Raw genomic sequence first — 16775 nt, 5'->3', positions numbered from 1 at the left:
CGCTTCAAATCGAAACCGCCCAGCAACGTTCAAATGTCACAGTTGCGCAAAGTAGAGATGTCTCACTTGGGCTACCGTGCCCTCCGGCTGTTCGGAGGTATTGAGCATGGCGGTGTTGCGTATGAGTACCGAGGAGCTTTCGCGGGTCGAGACGCTGATGCATGTGGTTTCAGGTCGCATGACCGTCACCCAGGCCGCAAGGCTGATGAGCGTCAGCCGCCGCCACGCCCATCGACTGCTGACGCGTTACCTTGACGATGGATCATCCGGGCTTTTGTCGCGCCGCCGTGGTCGACCAAGTAACCGGCGCTTGGATGATGCCATCAGAGATCAGATTGTCGCACTGGTTCGGACCCATTATCATGATTTTGGGCCTACATTGGCTGCGGAGTATTTGGCCGAACGGCATGATCTCCGGATCTCGCGTGAGAAGCTGCGGCAGATGATGATCGAGGCCGGGATTTGGAAGGATCGTCAGGCTCGCCGTCCTCGCCCCTATCAGCCGCGCTACCGCCGGGATTGTCGGGGCGAACTGATCCAGATCGACGGCTCAAAACATTGGTGGTTCGAAGACCGCGGCCCGCAATGCACATTGCTGGTCTATATCGACGACGCGACCAGCGAACTGATGCACCTCAGGATGGTCGAGAGCGAGAGCACCTTCGCTTACATGGAGGCGACCCGCGCGTATATCGAACGGCACGGCAAGCCGGTGGCCTTTTATTCCGACAAGCACAGTGTTTTCCGGAACGCGCGGGCCAGCGCCGCGCGTGGCGACGGGATGACGCATTTTGGCCGTGCGCTGGATGCTCTGAACATCGAGATCATCTGCGCCAACTCGCCACAGGCCAAGGGCCGCGTCGAGCGGGCCAACGCCACCTTGCAGGATCGCCTGGTGAAAGCGATGCGACTGGAGGGTATCTCGTCGATCGCGGACGCAAACGCTTTCCTCGACAGTTATATGGCCAGGCACAACGAGCGGTTTGCCCGCCCTGCCTTCGATGTCCGTGATCTGCACCGCCCGCTTGCACCGCATGACGATCTGCGCTCGATCATGGTCTGGCGGGAGCAGCGAACGGTGACGGCAGCGCTGACGCTGCACTACAACAAGGCGATGTTCATCCTGGAGCCGAACGATGTGAGCGAAAAGCTGGCGCGCAAGCGGGTGACGGTCTGCGAATATCCCGACGGTCGACTGGAGATCGAGCATGAGGGCCATGTCCTGCCCTATCGTCAGTTCGACAAGATGCGGCAGGTGAACCAGCCTGCCATTGTCGAGAACAAGCATCTGGACGCAGCGTTGCTGCTGGCCCGGCAGATGCAGGCGATTATGCCGCATCACCGTAAGCGCAACAACGACGCCCCTGCCCGCCGTGACCAACCCATGCATCTGTTCCCCGAGCCAGACCCGCCACCAAAGATCGACCGCCGCAAACTGGGTGGGTCAAAGCTCAAGCGCGGCCCAAGGCTGAGCGATGCAGAATTGCGCGAACGCGGCACGCTCAGGTTCGTGCAGAGGACATGACCGGGCCCACTGCAGGGCAGCGGGTCCATGGTCTACCACCCCATGGTCAGCGCATCAGCAGGGTCTGCGCTGCGCTATCCCGAGGGCTCCACGCAGCCCCTGCTGTTCCCCAACCTGTGACATTTCTATATGGCACAGATTGGGACTTCTCTATTTAGCAGAAACAATAATTTCATGTGGCGCGTGCGATTGCGATCCGTCCCGCGCCCGATCCTCGTTGCGTTCGAGGAGAAGCCGAGCAATCGGCCGTCAATGCTTCAAACAGGCGATGATCGCTGACACGACAGCTGCAGTTTCAGCAACATCGCGGACCTTCACCGTGTCGATCCCGAGTTCGGCAGCGGGATAGTCATTGCCACCCGGATAGATCGCGTCGCCGAGGAAGAGCATTCCCGCTAGCGGCGTACCGCTTTCCTTGCTTAGCCGCTTCAGCCCATAGCCCTTGTCGACCCCGGCACGGGTGACATCGATCGAGGTGGTGCCGCCCAGGTTGATCGAGAGGCCGGGCAGCGCCGCCCGTAGCGTCTTCTGAATCGCGCTCCGCTTGGCGCGATCGGGGTCCCAGCCCTGCTTCGCGTCTAGCGGCGCGTCCTGGCCGAGGCCGGAAAAGGTTATCTGGCTTCCCCGATCCTCGATCCGCTCACCCCAAATGCGTTCGTCGGCAAGCCCAGCTTCCGACAGCGCGCGATCAAAGGCCGTGCGGATGCTCGCCTTCTCCGCGTCATCGAACAGCTCGGCATAGATCGCGCGCCATGCACCGTCGACGAAGCGGTAGAGCTTGGTGCCAGTGGTCGGCATCAGCCATAGCCGCTCGCGCGCGGCGTCGATCGGCAAGCGCGAGGCGACCTGCCGGTCGAATTGCGGCCAGTCGCCGCCCGAGATCACCGCGACATCGACCACGGCCAGCAGACGCGCGAGCGTCGCCGCCATCTCGGCCGACAAGGGGCGCTTGCTCTCCGCAAGCGTCCCGTCGAGGTCAAATACGATCAGCCATTTCACGACGCGGTGCCCTCCCCGTCGCGGTTGCGCAGATCATTGTGGAGGGCGGTCGCGGCGATTGCCGCATGGCCCATCGCGACGCTGATCTGATCGAGCGACATAACGATATCGCCCGCCGCATAAACGCCGGCGACGCTCGCGCGCTGCTTGGTATCGACGACGATGCAACGATCGTCGCTAAGATCGATGCCGAGCTGGCGCGCGAGCGCATTGTTGCTGTCCGACCCGAGTGCCGGATAAACGGTATCGAAGTGCAGCTCGGTGCCGTCGGTCAAGTGGAGCGCAACACGGTCGTCCGAAAAGTCCATCCGGGCCAGCGGCTTCGGTGCAATTGCGATCCCGGCCGCCGCGAGCGCCGCGCGATCGTCGGCACCAAGGTCGATCGTCTCCTGCGCAACAAGCGTGATCCGGTCCGAGAAGGTGCGCAGGAACAGCGCCTCGGCAACGCCGTGCGTGTTCGCGCCGATCACCCCAATCGCCTGCCCGCTCGCCTCGTAGCCGTCGCAGACCGGACAGTAGCGCAGCATCCCCCGCTGCAAGGCGTCGCGGTGCGTATCGGCATCGAGCGCAGGGCGGCGATTCTCGACCCCGGTTGCGATCAGGACGGCGCGCGCGGTGATCGTCACTGTGGACCCTTGCGCTTCAAAGGCATCGGCCTTGCCGTCGATCGTCTCAATGCGGTCCGCCAGTATCGTGGCGCCGTAGCGTTCCGCCTGTGCGCGCATCCGCCGTAGCAGCTCCTCGCCGGCAATTCCGTCTGGAAAGCCGGCGTGGTTGTGGGAGGGCGGTATCCATTTCGCTCGGCTGTGCCCTTCGTCGACTACGACGACACGGCGGTGATAACGCGCAAGGTAGATCGCCGCCGTGAGGCCCCCGGGGCCGCCGCCGACGATCAAGGCGTCATAGCGATCTGCCGTCACGCTACTTGCTTTGCCGGATCGCGGTAGGCGAGCAACCGCAGCGCATTGAATACAACCAGCAACGTCGAGCCTTCGTGCATCGCGACCGCCGGGCCGATGCCCAGGCCGAGGATCGTCGCGGGGACGAGGAACGCGACTACGCCGAGGCTGACGAACACATTCTGCCGAATGATGCCGCGAGTGTGGCGGCTCAGCCCCACGGCGAACGGCAGATGCGCGAGATCGTCAGCCATCAGCGCGACGTCGGCCGTTTCCAGCGCCACGTCCGAGCCTGCAGCACCCATCGCGATGCCAACGGTCGCCGACGCCATCGCCGGCGCATCGTTGACGCCATCGCCGACCATCGCAACCTTGTCTTCGCCGGCGAGCTTCTTGATCGAGGCCACCTTGTCCTCCGGCATCAGGTCGCCCCATGCCTCGTCGAGACCGACATCCTTGGCGATGGCGTCCGCCACCTTCTGGTGGTCGCCCGAGATCATAATCATCCGGGTGATGCCCATCTCGCGCAGCCGCTTGAGCGCAACCTTGGCCGCTTCGCGCGGCGTATCCATCAGCCCGATCGCGCCAATGTCCTTGTCGCCCTTGCGCACCACCATCGTCGTGCGCCCGCCCTCGCGCAGGGTGGCGATGGCGTCGGTCGCAGCCGCGTTCAGCGTCGGGATACCCTCCTTGCCGAACATCTCGGCCTTGCCGATCCATACCGTCTCGCCGTCGACGGTCGCGGTAACGCCGCGTCCGGTCAGGCTCTTGAGATCCGTCGCGGTCGGCAGCTCGCGCCCGCCCAGGCGCTCGCGTCCATCCTTGACGATCGCCTGCGCCAGGGGGTGATCGCTCAACCCCTCGACCGCGACGGCGAGCGCCAACAGATCCTCTTCGCTCGCCCCGTCGACTGGGACGACATCGGTGATGCGCGGACGGCCCTCTGTCAGCGTCCCCGTCTTGTCGAACGCGATCGCTTTCAGCGAGCCGAGGTTTTCGAGCGGCGCGCCGCCCTTCACCAGCACGCCGCCGCGTGCGGCCCGCGCGACCCCGGACAGCACCGCGCTGGGGGTGGCGATCGCGAGCGCGCAGGGGCTGGCCGCAACCAGCACCGCCATCGCGCGATAGAAGCTGTCGCGGAACGGCTCGTCGACGACGACCCACGCGAACAGCAGGATGAACGACAGGGCCAGCACCGCCGGCACGAAGACGCGCTCGAACCGATCGGTGAACCGCTGCGTCGGCGACTTCTGCGTCTCCGCTTCGCTCACCATCTTCACGACCTTGGCGAGCGCGCTTTCGTTGGAACGCCGCGTCACCTCGATCTCGATCGCCGCGCCGCCATTGATCGTGCCAGCGAACACCCGCGACGTCGCCTCGACCGCATCGGGCTTCGCGCGCGACGCCTCGACATCGGCGACCGGCTCCTTGTCGACCGGAATGCTCTCGCCGGTGACGGGCGCCTGGTTGATCGCGCTCGACCCCTTGATGACGAAGCCGTCGGCGGGCAGGCGCTCGTTGGGTCGCACGACCACGATGTCGCCAACCACCAGCTCCTCGACCGGAATCTCCGTCGTCTGCCCGTCACGGCGCACCGTCGCCTTGTCGGGCGCGAGTTCGGCCAGCGCCTCGATCGCGCGCTTGGCGCGACCCATCGCATAATGCTCGAGCGCATGGCCGAGGCTGAACAGGAACAGCAGCAGCGCGCCTTCCGCCCAGGCGCCCAGCGCCGCGGCGCCGGCGGCCGCGACGAGCATCAGCGTATCAATCTCGAATTTCTTGAGCTTTAGATTGTCGATCGCCTCGCGCAGCGTGAAGAAGCCGCCGAACACATAGGCGCCGACATAGAAGGCGGTCGGCAGCCAGTCGGGGGCGCCCGCCACCAGCTTTTCGATCACGAAGCCGATCGCCAGCAGCGCGCCGCAGGCGAGCGCGAAGATCAGCTCGGTATTGGGGCCGAGGAAATTGGCGTGGGCGTGATCGGGGCCATCGCCCGGTCCGTGCTTTTCTGCGCCTTCGGCATGGCCGCCAGGCCCGTGATCGTGCCCGGCATGGTCGCCGGCATGATCGGAGCCCGTGCGCTTGCCCGGCTTGACCTTCAGCTTGCCGAGCGCCGCGACGATCGCCGCCTCGTCGACGCGCTCCTTGTCATATTCGACGCGGACGCTGCCCGAGGCGCTGGCGTCGGCCTGCAGTACGCCGGGCACCTGGCACAGGGTCTCGCCGACAGTGCGGGCGCGGCGCTCGTGCCCGATTCCTTCGACCTGCCATGTCGCATGGCCGTATCGCCCGCTGATATCGGCGCCCGCCGCCCGCACCATCTCGCGCACACGCGGCAGCGGCAGCGCCGCCCCGTCGAAATGGATGCAGAGCTTCGCCGGCGTATCGCCATCGGCAGGAAGGACGTGCGCGCGCTCGACGCCGGGCTTGGCGCTGAGCGTCGAGACGAGGCGCCCGACACAGGCATCGGCCGCGTCGGGAACCTCCGGCAGCAGGACGGGGATATCGAGTTCGAGCTTTTCGGTCATCACGCCGTCTCCGCGTTAGTCTTGGTTTCTGCCCGCGCATCACGCAGAATTTCGATGCCGCCCTTGATCGCGATAAGGGCGGTAGCCAGGCCCACCAGCAGATCGGGCCAATTCGTCCCCAGCCAAAGCACCAGCGCGCCCGCGATCAGGATGCCGCCGTTGGAGATGAAGTCGTTGAAACTGAACGTGGTTGCGGCTCGCAGGTTCACATCGGGCTGCTTGAGCTTCTGGAGCAGGCGCAGGCAGACATAGTTCACGACGCCGGCGATCGCCGACATCATCATCATCGTCGGGCCGATTGGATCGCTGCCTTGGACATAGCGGCGGCCGACGTCGATAAGGATGCCGACAGCGAAGATCAGCAGCATGACGCCCGACACGGTTGCTGCCCGCGTCTTCCACGCCGGCCCGTGGCTGAGCGCAATAAGGCTCAGCGCATAGACCGCGGTGTCCGAGAGGTTGTCGACGCCGTTGGCGATGAGCGCGCTGGAATCGCCGATCAGGCCCGTCACGAAGAAGCCGGCGGCGATCGCCGCGTTGAGCAGCAGCACGATCCACAGTGTGCGCCGCTCGGCCGAGACCTTTGCGTCCGGTGAAGCCGTCATGCCATGATTTCCTCGATCAGCAGGAGGATGAGGAAGCCGACGAAGAACATCGCGCTGATCAGCGGCGAATCCGGCTTCTCGTGGGCCTCGACCAGCAGCTCTTCGGTGACGAGATAAAGCAGCGCCATCAAGCCGAAGCTCAGAAATCCGGTGATCCATATCGGCGACAGCAACGCCACCGGCTGCGCGACCAGCGCGCCGATCGGCACCAGCACCGCCAGCGCGCAGGTCAGGCCGATCGCCTTCGCCTTGCGATACCGCCCCGTCAGATCGTTGGTGAGGGTCAGGGCCAGGAACAGCACTTCGAGGGTCAGTGCGACGGCCAGCAGCGTGCCCGCTTTCTCGCCGGCGATGAAGGCGAGGCCGAGGACCAGGCCGTCTATCGCCAGATCGAGCCCGATCGCGGCGAGCAGCGCCACCGGCCCTTCAAAACGGCTTTCCGCCGCCTTGAGGCCGAGCATCACCGCAACGCCCAGCGCCCCGCCGATCAGCGTCGCGGTCGGGGAACCGCCGTGCATCACCAGCGGCAGAATCTCCGTCGCAGCAGCGGCGAATACTACGCCGGCCGCTAGATGCTGCATGGCCGCTACCAGCTTCTCGCCGGGGGTGCGCCATCCGGCGATCAGCGCGCCGATCATGATCGCGATCATGGGGATCAGAGAGAATTTGAGCGCCGCCATCGTCAGCGCCCCTTTGTGCCGGGTTGGTTGGTCACAAGCTCGTATCCTTCCTGCACAAGACAGGGGGCTTATCCCCTTCCTCGATCTTGAGTTCGTTGCCCGAGAATATCGCGCTCATCGTGTCGCCGACATATTGAAGCCCGGCCGCAGGCGCGGTCAGGACAACCGGCGCAGCGTTCCCGTCGCGGCGCAGTTCAAGCGTCAGGCCCTCATTTTTGAAGTCGATGAGGAGCGGGCGATCGTCGTCGCACCGATAGGGGTGGCGACCGGGGATGCCGCTGGCATCGCCGCTGTCGCCAGCGTGGATTTCCTGTTCCGTGGGTTTCGCCTTGCGAGGCTGTTCCGAACAGCCCGACGCCAGCACAAGGGCTATGCCGGCGAACCCAAACCGAACCGGCGTCATAGTCGCTCCCGGGAAGAGCCTGTTCATCCAAGCCATTGGGCAGCTCCCACGACACTGGCGATCATGACCATGACGCCGATCAGGATCAGTTTTTCAGGGCGCGGATCTGCCACGTTGCGTATGCGCGCCGCGACCTGCCAGGCAGGCCGCAGCGGGACGCGCCAAGACCCCGCCGCGATCCGGTCTAGCTCGGCAGCCGAAAGCTGGAAAAACGCTCTCACGTCGCCCCGAGAGCGTCCCGCGAGACCCGTCACGCGAAACACCGGATCGGCCCAGGCCAGATCGATGGCACTTGGGCTCGCCGTCATCGGGGCGATGTCGTCGCCCGCTGCCCATGACGGACGCAGCAGCGCGACAAGCCGTTGCGGATCGCGTTCGAGCAGAGACGCCCACCGCTCCAGGCGCGAACGGCGGTCGTCGCTTGGGGGCGGCGACACCGGCCCGCATTGCCCGCCAGTCTTGGGCACTCGCCGCGTCGTGCGAGTTTCGGAGGGACGATTGTGCCTCATTGTCGATCAGCCGGCTCGGTGCGATCCTGGGAGGCGCGCTTCAGCGGATGAGAGAGGTGCAACGTCAGAAAGGTGGTCAGGCTGAGGATCACCGCGATGTCGTAAAGACCATAGCCGACCGCAGCGCCCAGCGCTCCGGTCGCCCAAAGGCTCGCAGCGGTCGCGGTCCCGGATGCTTTGCCGGCGTGCTTCAATATGGCGCCGCCGCCGATGAAGCCGACGCCGGTAATGAGTCCTTCGAGCAGGCGCGCTTGGGCAGGCGATGTGCGTCCGAGAATGGCGATACCGACGAGCACGAAACCGCAACTGGCGATGGCGACCAGCGGAAAGGTCCGGATGCCGGCGCTGCGTTCGTCCTTTTCCCGGTTCCAGCCAACCGGAAGCGCCAGCGCATAGGCCACGGCGAGACTGACGATATGGGAAAACGACTCCTCCCATGACGAGATCGCCATCATGCGGCCGATCCTCCGGCCTGGCCGCTCGCGATCTCGTCCGCTGCATCCCGATAGGCCAGCACCCTGTTGCAGGCCAAAGCGCGCGCGCCGGGGCGCTTGAGCGTGATCCGGTCGCCGCCTGAGATCGACACGTTGAGGTTGCGGCCGACATAGGTTCGCCCGCTTGCCGGCGATATCACCCGTTCCGGAGCCGCGTTGGGGCGGGTCTTTATGTCGAGGGTCAGGCCATCGCCGAGGAAGTCGACATCGAGGCGCGACCCATCAGGACAGGCGTAGAAATGCTCGCCGATGAAGTTGGGCAACTCGCGGTCACGCGACGCTTCGGCTTCGCTCTTGTTGGTGGCTGGCGAGCAGCCGAGCAGGCCCGGCGCCAGAGCAAGCCCGGTCGCGAGAATGATCCCCCGAACCGGACCGCTCCGGAGGCGCCGAGCCGCTATTTCCCCGTCATTCCACGATCTATCGCCATGGGCGCTACAGGGGGCACGCCCATGGCGCGGGCCGTTCTCACAAGGACACCCGAAGGACTCGTTGTGTGACGGCCGATCCATAGCAGTCAGTCGAACAATTCGCTGAGAAAGCTCTTGCGGCGCCCCTTATGGCCACGCTCGTAGCCGTGCTTTCCACCATGATCGCCATGGCCGCGATTGTCGGATATTCCGAGACGGACGCCGCTCAAAGGCCGCGCGCTGTCATCGCCGGCGCTGCGCTCGATGATCTTGTCGAGTTCGCCGCGATCAAGCCAGACCCCACGGCATCGCGGGCAATAGTCGATCTCGATGCCCTGCCGCTCGCTCATGACAAGATCGACGCGACACGTCGGGCACAGCAGGCCTTGAGGGCGAGGGCTATCTACCATGATGGGTTCCTTTCTTCGGATATCGCCCCGTCAGTCGTTCGCGGCGCCGGGAGGAGGAGGCGGTGGTTTGATCGGGCGCCGATGATGCCGCATGGACCGCCCAGGCAGTCGCGATTGCCGGCGCAGGAGGGCGAGAAACGCCGCATCCTGCACCCGCATTGTCCGCCGCAGACCCTTGCGCATCATGCGGCCGACCAGGCCGCCGATGATGCCCCGACATTCGACCGAATGGTGAATTGAGACGCCGTTCGCGATCGGCTCGATCTCGTAGCGTTCGTCGAAGGTGAGGAAGCCCTTCACGCCCATCTGCCACCCAATGAGCTGGGGCTTGGTCAGGCGGTTGATGACCATTTGCGTCGTCATCTTGCGGTCGCCTTTGAAGAGCAGCCAGGTGACGTCCATTTCGGCACCGCGTTCGGCATCGCCCGCGATGCGATAGATCGGGTGCCATCGTGCGTAGCCCCGCAGATCGGAAATCAGCGACCAGACCCGCAGCGCTGACATATTGAAATCGAAAGTGGTCTCTTCCTTCATGGCTGCCTGTCCTGTCCGGCCAAGGCGCGGCGAAACCGGAGGCCGCGCGAAGGCGGGCCCCTCCCCGATTGGACGGGGGATTGATGGGAGCTGGGGCGCTGTAGAGGGCTTGCATGACGCAAGCCCTCTCGCTTGCCGGGCCGCAATTCATCAGCTCAGGCTTTCCAGCGTTTTGCTTGCCTTGCCGCCGATCACCTCGACGGCTTCGAGCGTCATCAGCCCAATGTCGGGCACATCGCTCAAGGCCGAGACGAACGCGCGCAAGGCGTCCTCGAAATCGACGATCTCGATCACCACCGCCCGATCGCTTTCAAGCACATGGCGTCGATGGACGTGCGCGGATGCCCCGAACCCGATCAGTGCCTCAAGCACCGTCAGGCCCGCCATCTTTCGATCACGCGCCAGCGAGGCGACATATTCGAAAACCTTGCGATCGCCGATATAGGCCGCTTCGTCTGTGTAGATCCGCAGCAATTTTCGAGCGGATTGTCCCATCACGCTTCTCCTCTCAAAGGGGCAGGATCCTCGCCGTGCGGGGTGCTACCCTCTTGTTCTTTTTGGTTCTCGGTTCGCCCGAGGATCACTTTCGCGAGCGCCGGCAGCACGAGCAAGGTAAGGATAGTTGCTGCAATCAGGCCGCCGATCACGACCGTCGCAAGCGGCTTCTGGACTTCAGCGCCGGTGCCGTGCGCGAGCGCCATCGGCACGAAGCCTATCGCCGGCACAAACCCCGTCATGATGACCGCCCGCATCTTCTCGGCCATGCCTTCACGAATTGCCTGCGCGATGGGCAGTCCAGCTTCACTCCGGTCTCGGATCGCCGTCATGACGACAAGCCCGTTTAGCACTGCCACGCCGGCGAGGCAGATGAACCCCACCGCTGCCGACACCGAGAAGTTGATGCCGGTGAGGACAAGCGTGAAGACGCCGCCCGCGAGCCCTAGAGGAACCGCCAGGAACACCGCCGCCGCCCGGCCGAATCCACCCAGCGCCATGTAAAGCAGCCCGAAGATGACCAAAAAGCACAACGGCACAACGATCGACAGCCGTTTGGATGCCGCAGCAAGGTTCTCGAACTGACCACCCCATTCGAGGTAGTAGCCCGCCGGCAGCTTTACCTGGGCGATCTTCGCCTGCGCCTCCTGAACGAACGAACCGGCATCGCGTCCGCCAAGATTGACTTGGACGACCACGCGACGCTTGCCGTTCTCACGACTGATCTGATTTAGCCCTTCCGTAAGCCGGATCTGCGCGACCTGTGCCAGCGGCACCTGGGCGCGCGGCCTGCCTTCCACCTCCGGGAGCAGCACCGGCATCGAGCGGATGTCGTCGAGATTGGCCCGGGTAGCCTCAGGGACGCGCACGGTGACGTCGAAACGCCGGTCGCCCTCGTACACAAGCCCCGATTCACGCCCGCCGAGCCCTGCCGCAACCGTATCCGCAACGTCGCGGACGGTGAGACCGAGGCGCGCGATCGCGGCGCGGTCGAGTTTCACATCGAGCGCTGGCGCGCCACCGACCTGTTCGGCCTTGACGCTGGCCGCACCGGGTATGGTCTGGAGTACTCGCACCATCTCATTTGCCGTGAGCGCCATCTTGTCGAGATCGTCGCCGTAGAGCTTGATCGCAACATCGCCACGGACACCCGCAATCAGCTCGTTAAATCGTAGCTGAATCGGCTGACTGACCTCGTAAAGATTGCCAAGAAGACCGCCGGTCGCCTTCTCAATCTTGGCGACCACATCGGCCTTGGTTGTACCTTCCGCCCACTGGTCCTTCTCTTTCAAGATGACGAAGCCATCCGAGACGTTCGGTGGCATCGGATCGCTTGCAACTTCCGCAGTGCCCGTCTTCGAGAACATTAAGGCGACTTCCGGAATTTTGATTACCGCCTCCTCGACCTTGCGTTCCATCGCCAGCGACTGATCAAGGCTGACCGAGGGCACTCGTGTCGATGCAAAGGCGAGATTCTTCTCGTCCAGCTGGGGAATAAATTCCGAGCCTAACAGCCCAAACGCGGGTATGGCCGCCACGAAGAAGGCCAATCCGCCGAGGATGAATGGCCACGGACGCGCAATCGCCTGGTCCAGCAACGGCAGGTAGCGCTCCTTGGACTTGCGGATCAGCCATACGTCCTTCTCCGCGACCTTGCCGCGGATCAGGATTGCAACCAGCGCTGGCACCAGCGTGATTGCGAGCACGAACGCGGCCACCAGCGCGAGCATGATCGTGATCGCCATCGGCGAGAATGTCTTGCCCTCGGTGCCGGTAAACGTGAGCAGCGGTGCAAACGCGAGCAGAATGATCGCTTGGCCGAAGACGGTCGGCTTGATCATCTCCTGCGACGCCCGCATCGTCTCCTCCAGTCGTTCGCGGAGCGAGAGCAGTCGGCCTTCATGTTCCTGTCGGTGCGCCAGTCTGGCGAGGCAGTTTTCGATGATGATAACGGCGCCATCGACGATCAGACCGAAGTCGAGCGCCCCCAAGCTCATTAGATTGCCGGGGACTTTGAACGCGTTCATTCCCATGGCCATCATCAGGAACGAGAACGGGATGACCAGCACCGCGATCACTGCAGCGCGCCAGTTGCCGAGCAGCAGGAACAGCGCCACGGCAACAAGGATCGCGCCTTCGGTCAGATTGCGCTGGACCGTCGCCACCGTCGCGCCAACCAATTCAGCGCGGTTCAACACGACCTTGACTTGGACGCCAGGCGGCAGTGTTTTCGCAACCTGATCGAGCTTGGACGAGGCCTCCGTGGCGACAACCCGGCTGTTCTGACCGATCAACATCAGCACCGTGCCGATGACCGCTTCCTCGCCGTTCATACTACCCGCACCCGTTCGCAGATCGCCACCAACGCGAACGTTGGCGATCTGGCCGATCGTGATTGGGGTTCCCCCGCGCGTCGCCGCGACAGCATTGCTGATCTCATCGACCGTGCGCACGCGGGAATCGACGCGCACGAGGTACGCTTCGCCACCACGGTTGTAGTAATTGGCGCCCACCGCGAGATTTGCGTTTTCGAGAGCCTCGCCAAGTTCGCTGTAAGAGATGCCGAAACTGGCGAGTTTCGTCGGGTCTGGTTCGACCACAAACGTCTTCGCATAGCCACCAATGGAATCGACGCCGGCAACGCCTTTCACCGAGCGAAGCTGCGGGCCGATAATCCAGTCTTGGACAGTTCGCAGATAGCTCGCCTTGGCCACCGCATCCGTTAGCCGTTCGCCTTCGGGCGTCAGATAGCTACCGTCAGGTTGCCACCCTGGTTGGCCTGCGATTTTTTTGGCGCCCTTTCCGTCTGGATTGGCATAGCCTACTGTGTACATGACGATCTCGCCGAGACCGGTCGAAACCGGCCCAACCTGCGGCTGTACACCGTCCGGCAAATTTTCCGTTGCCTGACGCAGGCGCTCCCCAACCTGCTGGCGCGCGAAGTAGAGGTCGGTGCTGTCGGTGAAGATCGCACTGACCTGGCTGAAACCATTGCGCGAGATCGAACGTGTGGTTTCAAGACCTGGAATGCCGGCTAGGGCGATTTCGACGGGATAGGTGACGAGCTTCTCGATTTCGACCGGCGACAAACGCGGGTCGATCGTGTTGATCTGAACCTGATTGGTGGTGATATCTGGCACTGCGTCGATTGGCAGCTTGGTAAGCTGCCAGAGGCCGAGGCCGCCGATGACTAGGAAAAGGGCGAGAACCGTCCAACGCATGCGGACGGAGAGCGCCATGAGATTTGCGATCATGGTCTATTCTTCCTCGCCCGCGCCCTTGCCGAGTTCGGCCTTGAGCAGAAATGCGTTTTTGGTTGCGACTTGGCTGCCTGCCGCGAGACCCTTCAGGATTTCGACCCGCCCGTTGCTGCGTTGTCCGATCGTGATGCTCTGAGCCTTGAAGCCCTGCGCGGTCCGCACGAACACGATGTCACGCCCTTCGAGCGTCTGCACCGCGTCCTCAGGCACCACGATCGCATTGCTCGTCGTGCCACCCCCGCTCGGTAGGAGCCGCACCCGCACCGCGAGTCCCGGCTGAAGGCTACCCGAAACGTCGAGGACCGCTGTCGCCGAACGCGTATCGTTGGCGAGCCCGGGTGTGACGGCGCGCACGCGCCCCTCCACCGTCCGCCCGTCGGGCAGCTCGATGATTGCCCGATCGCCGGGAGCGAGCCGCTGTGCGTCGGTCGGACCGACCGCCGCCTCTATTTGAATCTTTGAGGCATCGGCGACGCGCATCAGCTCGGTCTCGGGCTGGACGAACGCGCCCAGGCTGACATTCTCCGAAGTGACGCGACCCGAAATCGGGCTCGACACTGCCACGCCGCGGCCATCCGATGTCACGCGCGCGGCGCCTGCCGCCACGCTGGCGCGGCGCGCTTCGGCCGCGGCAGACGCGGCTTCCGCCTCCGCCTGTTCCAGCTCGACCCGCGCCGAAACCTTTTGGCGGAACAGATATTGCTCGCGGACGAGCGCCTTTTGCGCCAGCGTCGACTTGGCCGCCGCAGCGGTGCGATCGGCGGCAAACTGCGCCGCGTCCCGGCTTTCGACTATCGCCAGCGTCTCACCGGCGCGCACCGGATCTCCGAGCCGCTTCATTAGCCGCGTGACTGCGCCGGCGGCGCGGGCGGTCACGATCGCTTCGCCTTGTGGCGATGCGCTCACCGTCGCCTGCGCGACGATTTCTGCGCCTAGCCCGCCGGGATTGATCGTCTCGGTGGCGATGCCTGCCTGCTGGATCGCCTGCGCGGTCATGGTCACCGTGTCGGGCGTCTTTTCCTCTTCTGCAGAGGCCGCGGCGTTGCCGCTTGCCGCTTCGGTCGCGGCAGGTTCGCTCGCGGTCCAGCGTGCGATCCCGAAGCCGCCAAGTGCGGCGACGATCGCGACAGCTGCCGCACCGCCAAGAAGGCGCTTATCGTTCATCATCGATTATCTCCGGAAATCATGGGGGCCGGCGTCGTGAGCCGGTCGAGCCGGGCCTGTGCGTCGTGATAGGCGGCGAGAGCATCGACGTAGGTCTGGCGGGTCTGTGACAGCGTGCGCTCGGCATCGAGGAGAGCGATCTGGTCGAACTTGCCCTGTGTCCAACCGATCCGCGCTATGCGGGCAGCCTCCTGTGCCGCCGCCAGTCCGGGTCCGCCGGCCGCTCGCGCGGTCGCAGCGGCGTTCGCCACTTCGGTTTGTGCGCTGGCGATCTGTTGCCGGGTATCGATCACGGCCAGGTTGCGCAGCGCGATCGCCTGCGTCTGTTCAGAGCGTGACTGCGCTACGAACGCGCTGCCGTTGTTGAAGAACGGGATCGGGATCGAAATGCCGACGACCGCGGCGGTGTCGTTGGTCGCCGCCAGACGCCGTGCGGAGGCGCTGACCGTTAGGTCAGGAACCCGCAACGACCGGGCCACGCGAACCTGCGCATCCGCGGTGCGAACATCCGCTTCCGCAGCAACCAACGCGAGTGTCCCCTCAACATCGACGGGCCGGGGCGGTCCGTAGCCATCGATCCGCTCGAACCAGGCGCGATCGAGCGGCCCGGTCACCGGCGCCCCAAGTAGCGTCTCCAGGTTCGCGCGCGCCGCCTGTGCCTGCCGGGCGGCGCTATCGGCTGCGACCTGCGCATTGATGCGCAGCACATCGGCGCGCTGTTGCTCGATCGGGCTGACATCGCCGGCCTTGACGCGCTCGCTTGAGACCCGAAACGCATTGTTGGCGATCCCGGCCTGCTCGCTCAGCACCTCGGCACGGCGCTCGGCGGCTGCGGCTTCGATATAGAGCTGCGTAATCCGCAAGCGGAGATCCGCTCGCGCAATTTCCGACTGGACCTGCGCCCGAGTGAGGCGGGCGGTCGCCAGCGCGACACGCGCCGGCCGCTTGCCGCCCAACTCCAGCGGCAGCGTTACGCCAACCGTCGTTTCGGAGCTTCGCAAACCCTTGTAGACACCGGTCCCCGCAAGATTCTCAACCTGCGCCTGCACTTCGGGGTTGGGGCGCAAGCCTGCAACACGCCGCGCCGCGGTCGCGGCATCGACGCCGGCCGTGGCCGCCGCGACCGACGGAAGTGGAGCCGATCCGCCCCCCCCTGATGCCGCGCCGTTGTCTAGGACGGCCGATGGGATGGATGGCATGCCGCCCGCAGCGAGAGCGTTCTCGAGCGAGAACGCATCGGCCGATTGTGACGAAGTGGTCGCCGCCGGAATGCCGGGTGGCGTTGTTGTTTGCGCCCCGGCCGCACTGGCAAGGGACGCCGCGACCATGACGGCCGCGATTGTACGATACATGGATGATAACTCCTGACGAACCGGATTCGCCCCGCGCGGCAATGCCCAGCGAGGTCAGCGGATTGTCAGGCTTGGGGAGGCCTCAGCGCCGGATCGGCGGTAGATAGCGGCCGCATGGAATGACTCGCGAAGATGGGGGCGAGCCGAAGATCGTGCGTCAGTGCTGTGTTGATAGCCTTGACCGGCGCTGCGACGTGATCGCCATGGCAACCACCGTGATGATGAGGATAGCCCTTATCGCTATCAGAGGGCACTTGGTCCGCGTCGCCAGGCACGTGGCCTAACGCAACTTCGTCCACGCGCGCCTCATGGGATGAAGCGCTAACATCCGGTCGCTCCAGCACATGTGCAGTCGCCGTCGTTCCCAAGGAGAGGGCGATCGTCAAATACGCAAGGATGTTCAGCAGGCGTCGCACGGATCACGCTCTAACAGGAACGCAGGTAACGGGCTAGTCCCGCTCGTCGCATGAAGAAATAAAGCCGTCATCGGAGAGTCTTCTCTGATTGGGGC

At 64.6% G+C, this 16775-nt stretch carries 16 protein-coding genes; 1 reads left to right on the top strand and 15 read right to left on the bottom strand.

All coding sequences use genetic code 11. The annotated features are described in order from the left end of the window. The first annotated feature begins 106 nt into the window (after positions 1–106). Positions 107–1525 carry an ISNCY family transposase gene (locus tag C100_RS46820; RefSeq protein WP_031310380.1) on the top strand — a complete coding sequence of 473 codons (1419 nt, stop codon included), beginning with the start codon at positions 107–109 and terminating at the stop codon, positions 1523–1525. Between the two features lie 249 nt (positions 1526–1774). Here the strand turns inward: C100_RS46820 and C100_RS46815 are convergent, their stop codons facing one another. From C100_RS46815 to C100_RS46750, 15 genes are all read right to left on the bottom strand, one after another. Continuing rightward, entirely contained in the window at positions 1775–2524 is a 750-nt protein-coding gene (locus C100_RS46815) for an HAD-IIB family hydrolase (protein WP_024022119.1), read from the bottom strand. Continuing rightward, positions 2521–3420 (bottom strand): NAD(P)/FAD-dependent oxidoreductase, encoded by a 900-nt coding sequence (locus C100_RS46810; RefSeq protein WP_235219158.1) that lies wholly within the window; start codon positions 3418–3420, stop codon positions 2521–2523. The genes C100_RS46815 and C100_RS46810 overlap by 4 nt, the downstream gene beginning before the upstream one ends. 20 nt (positions 3421–3440) lie before the next feature. Beyond that, positions 3441–5951, bottom strand: coding sequence for a heavy metal translocating P-type ATPase (locus C100_RS46805; protein WP_031310379.1), 2511 nt, complete (start codon positions 5949–5951; stop codon positions 3441–3443). Continuing rightward, complete coding sequence (locus tag C100_RS46800) at positions 5951–6556, bottom strand: cation transporter (protein ID WP_024022116.1); 606 nt, start codon at positions 6554–6556, stop codon at positions 5951–5953. Before C100_RS46800 ends, C100_RS46805 begins: the two co-directional genes overlap by 1 nt. Further along, on the bottom strand, positions 6553–7236 hold the full coding sequence (locus C100_RS46795; RefSeq protein ID WP_024022115.1) for a ZIP family metal transporter: 684 nt from the start codon (positions 7234–7236) through the stop codon (positions 6553–6555). The genes C100_RS46800 and C100_RS46795 overlap by 4 nt, the downstream gene beginning before the upstream one ends. Positions 7237–7267: 31 nt before the next feature. Then, positions 7268–7639, bottom strand: a complete 372-nt coding sequence (locus C100_RS46790) for a hypothetical protein (RefSeq protein WP_031310378.1) — start codon at positions 7637–7639, stop codon at positions 7268–7270. Positions 7640–7662: 23 nt separating this feature from the next. Continuing rightward, on the bottom strand, positions 7663–8076 hold the full coding sequence (locus C100_RS46785) for a hypothetical protein (RefSeq protein WP_024022113.1): 414 nt from the start codon (positions 8074–8076) through the stop codon (positions 7663–7665). Positions 8077–8144: 68 nt separating this feature from the next. Continuing rightward, positions 8145–8600 carry an MgtC/SapB family protein gene (locus tag C100_RS46780; RefSeq protein ID WP_031310376.1) on the bottom strand — a complete coding sequence of 152 codons (456 nt, stop codon included), beginning with the start codon at positions 8598–8600 and terminating at the stop codon, positions 8145–8147. Further along, positions 8600–8905 carry a hypothetical protein gene (locus C100_RS0125545; protein ID WP_024022111.1) on the bottom strand — a complete coding sequence of 102 codons (306 nt, stop codon included), beginning with the start codon at positions 8903–8905 and terminating at the stop codon, positions 8600–8602. Before C100_RS0125545 ends, C100_RS46780 begins: the two co-directional genes overlap by 1 nt. Before the next feature lie 251 nt (positions 8906–9156). Then, positions 9157–9459: a TFIIB-type zinc ribbon-containing protein gene (locus C100_RS46775; RefSeq protein ID WP_084625545.1), complete on the bottom strand. Its 303-nt coding sequence runs from the start codon at positions 9457–9459 to the stop codon at positions 9157–9159. A gap of 30 nt (positions 9460–9489) precedes the next feature. Continuing rightward, positions 9490–9993 (bottom strand): SRPBCC family protein, encoded by a 504-nt coding sequence (locus C100_RS46770; protein ID WP_024022109.1) that lies wholly within the window; start codon positions 9991–9993, stop codon positions 9490–9492. A 150-nt stretch (positions 9994–10143) separates the two neighbouring features. Further along, positions 10144–10488: a DUF190 domain-containing protein gene (locus C100_RS46765; protein WP_024022108.1), complete on the bottom strand. Its 345-nt coding sequence runs from the start codon at positions 10486–10488 to the stop codon at positions 10144–10146. After that, positions 10488–13742 carry an efflux RND transporter permease subunit gene (locus tag C100_RS46760; protein WP_024022107.1) on the bottom strand — a complete coding sequence of 1085 codons (3255 nt, stop codon included), beginning with the start codon at positions 13740–13742 and terminating at the stop codon, positions 10488–10490. The genes C100_RS46765 and C100_RS46760 overlap by 1 nt, the downstream gene beginning before the upstream one ends. Before the next feature lie 3 nt (positions 13743–13745). After that, on the bottom strand, positions 13746–14912 hold the full coding sequence (locus C100_RS46755; RefSeq protein ID WP_024022106.1) for an efflux RND transporter periplasmic adaptor subunit: 1167 nt from the start codon (positions 14910–14912) through the stop codon (positions 13746–13748). Beyond that, positions 14912–16264, bottom strand: coding sequence for a TolC family protein (locus C100_RS46750; protein WP_024022105.1), 1353 nt, complete (start codon positions 16262–16264; stop codon positions 14912–14914). Before C100_RS46750 ends, C100_RS46755 begins: the two co-directional genes overlap by 1 nt. Between the last annotated feature and the right edge of the window lie 511 nt (positions 16265–16775).

The sequence above is a fragment of the Sphingobium sp. C100 genome (assembly GCF_000508185.1).
In the GTDB taxonomy this organism is placed as follows: Bacteria; Pseudomonadota; Alphaproteobacteria; order Sphingomonadales; family Sphingomonadaceae; genus Sphingobium.
The sequence above is the reverse complement of the archived record's forward strand: the minus strand, read 5'-3'. Positions and strand labels throughout refer to the sequence as shown.

Excerpts from the sequence above, each read along its gene's own strand:
- C100_RS46820 (WP_031310380.1), top strand. The coding sequence starts at position 107 with ATGGCGGTGTTGCGTATGAGTACCGAGGAGCTTTCGCGGGTCGAGACG.
- C100_RS46805 (WP_031310379.1), bottom strand. The coding sequence starts at position 5,951 with ATGACCGAAAAGCTCGAACTCGATATCCCCGTCCTGCTGCCGGAGGTT.
- C100_RS46800 (WP_024022116.1), bottom strand. The coding sequence starts at position 6,556 with ATGACGGCTTCACCGGACGCAAAGGTCTCGGCCGAGCGGCGCACACTG.
- C100_RS46795 (WP_024022115.1), bottom strand. The coding sequence starts at position 7,236 with ATGGCGGCGCTCAAATTCTCTCTGATCCCCATGATCGCGATCATGATC.
- C100_RS46790 (WP_031310378.1), bottom strand. The coding sequence starts at position 7,639 with ATGACGCCGGTTCGGTTTGGGTTCGCCGGCATAGCCCTTGTGCTGGCG.
- C100_RS46780 (WP_031310376.1), bottom strand. The coding sequence starts at position 8,600 with ATGGCGATCTCGTCATGGGAGGAGTCGTTTTCCCATATCGTCAGTCTC.
- C100_RS46775 (WP_084625545.1), bottom strand. The coding sequence starts at position 9,459 with ATGGTAGATAGCCCTCGCCCTCAAGGCCTGCTGTGCCCGACGTGTCGC.
- C100_RS46770 (WP_024022109.1), bottom strand. The coding sequence starts at position 9,993 with ATGAAGGAAGAGACCACTTTCGATTTCAATATGTCAGCGCTGCGGGTC.
- C100_RS46765 (WP_024022108.1), bottom strand. The coding sequence starts at position 10,488 with ATGGGACAATCCGCTCGAAAATTGCTGCGGATCTACACAGACGAAGCG.
- C100_RS46760 (WP_024022107.1), bottom strand. The coding sequence starts at position 13,742 with ATGATCGCAAATCTCATGGCGCTCTCCGTCCGCATGCGTTGGACGGTT.
- C100_RS46755 (WP_024022106.1), bottom strand. The coding sequence starts at position 14,912 with ATGAACGATAAGCGCCTTCTTGGCGGTGCGGCAGCTGTCGCGATCGTC.
- C100_RS46750 (WP_024022105.1), bottom strand. The coding sequence starts at position 16,264 with ATGTATCGTACAATCGCGGCCGTCATGGTCGCGGCGTCCCTTGCCAGT.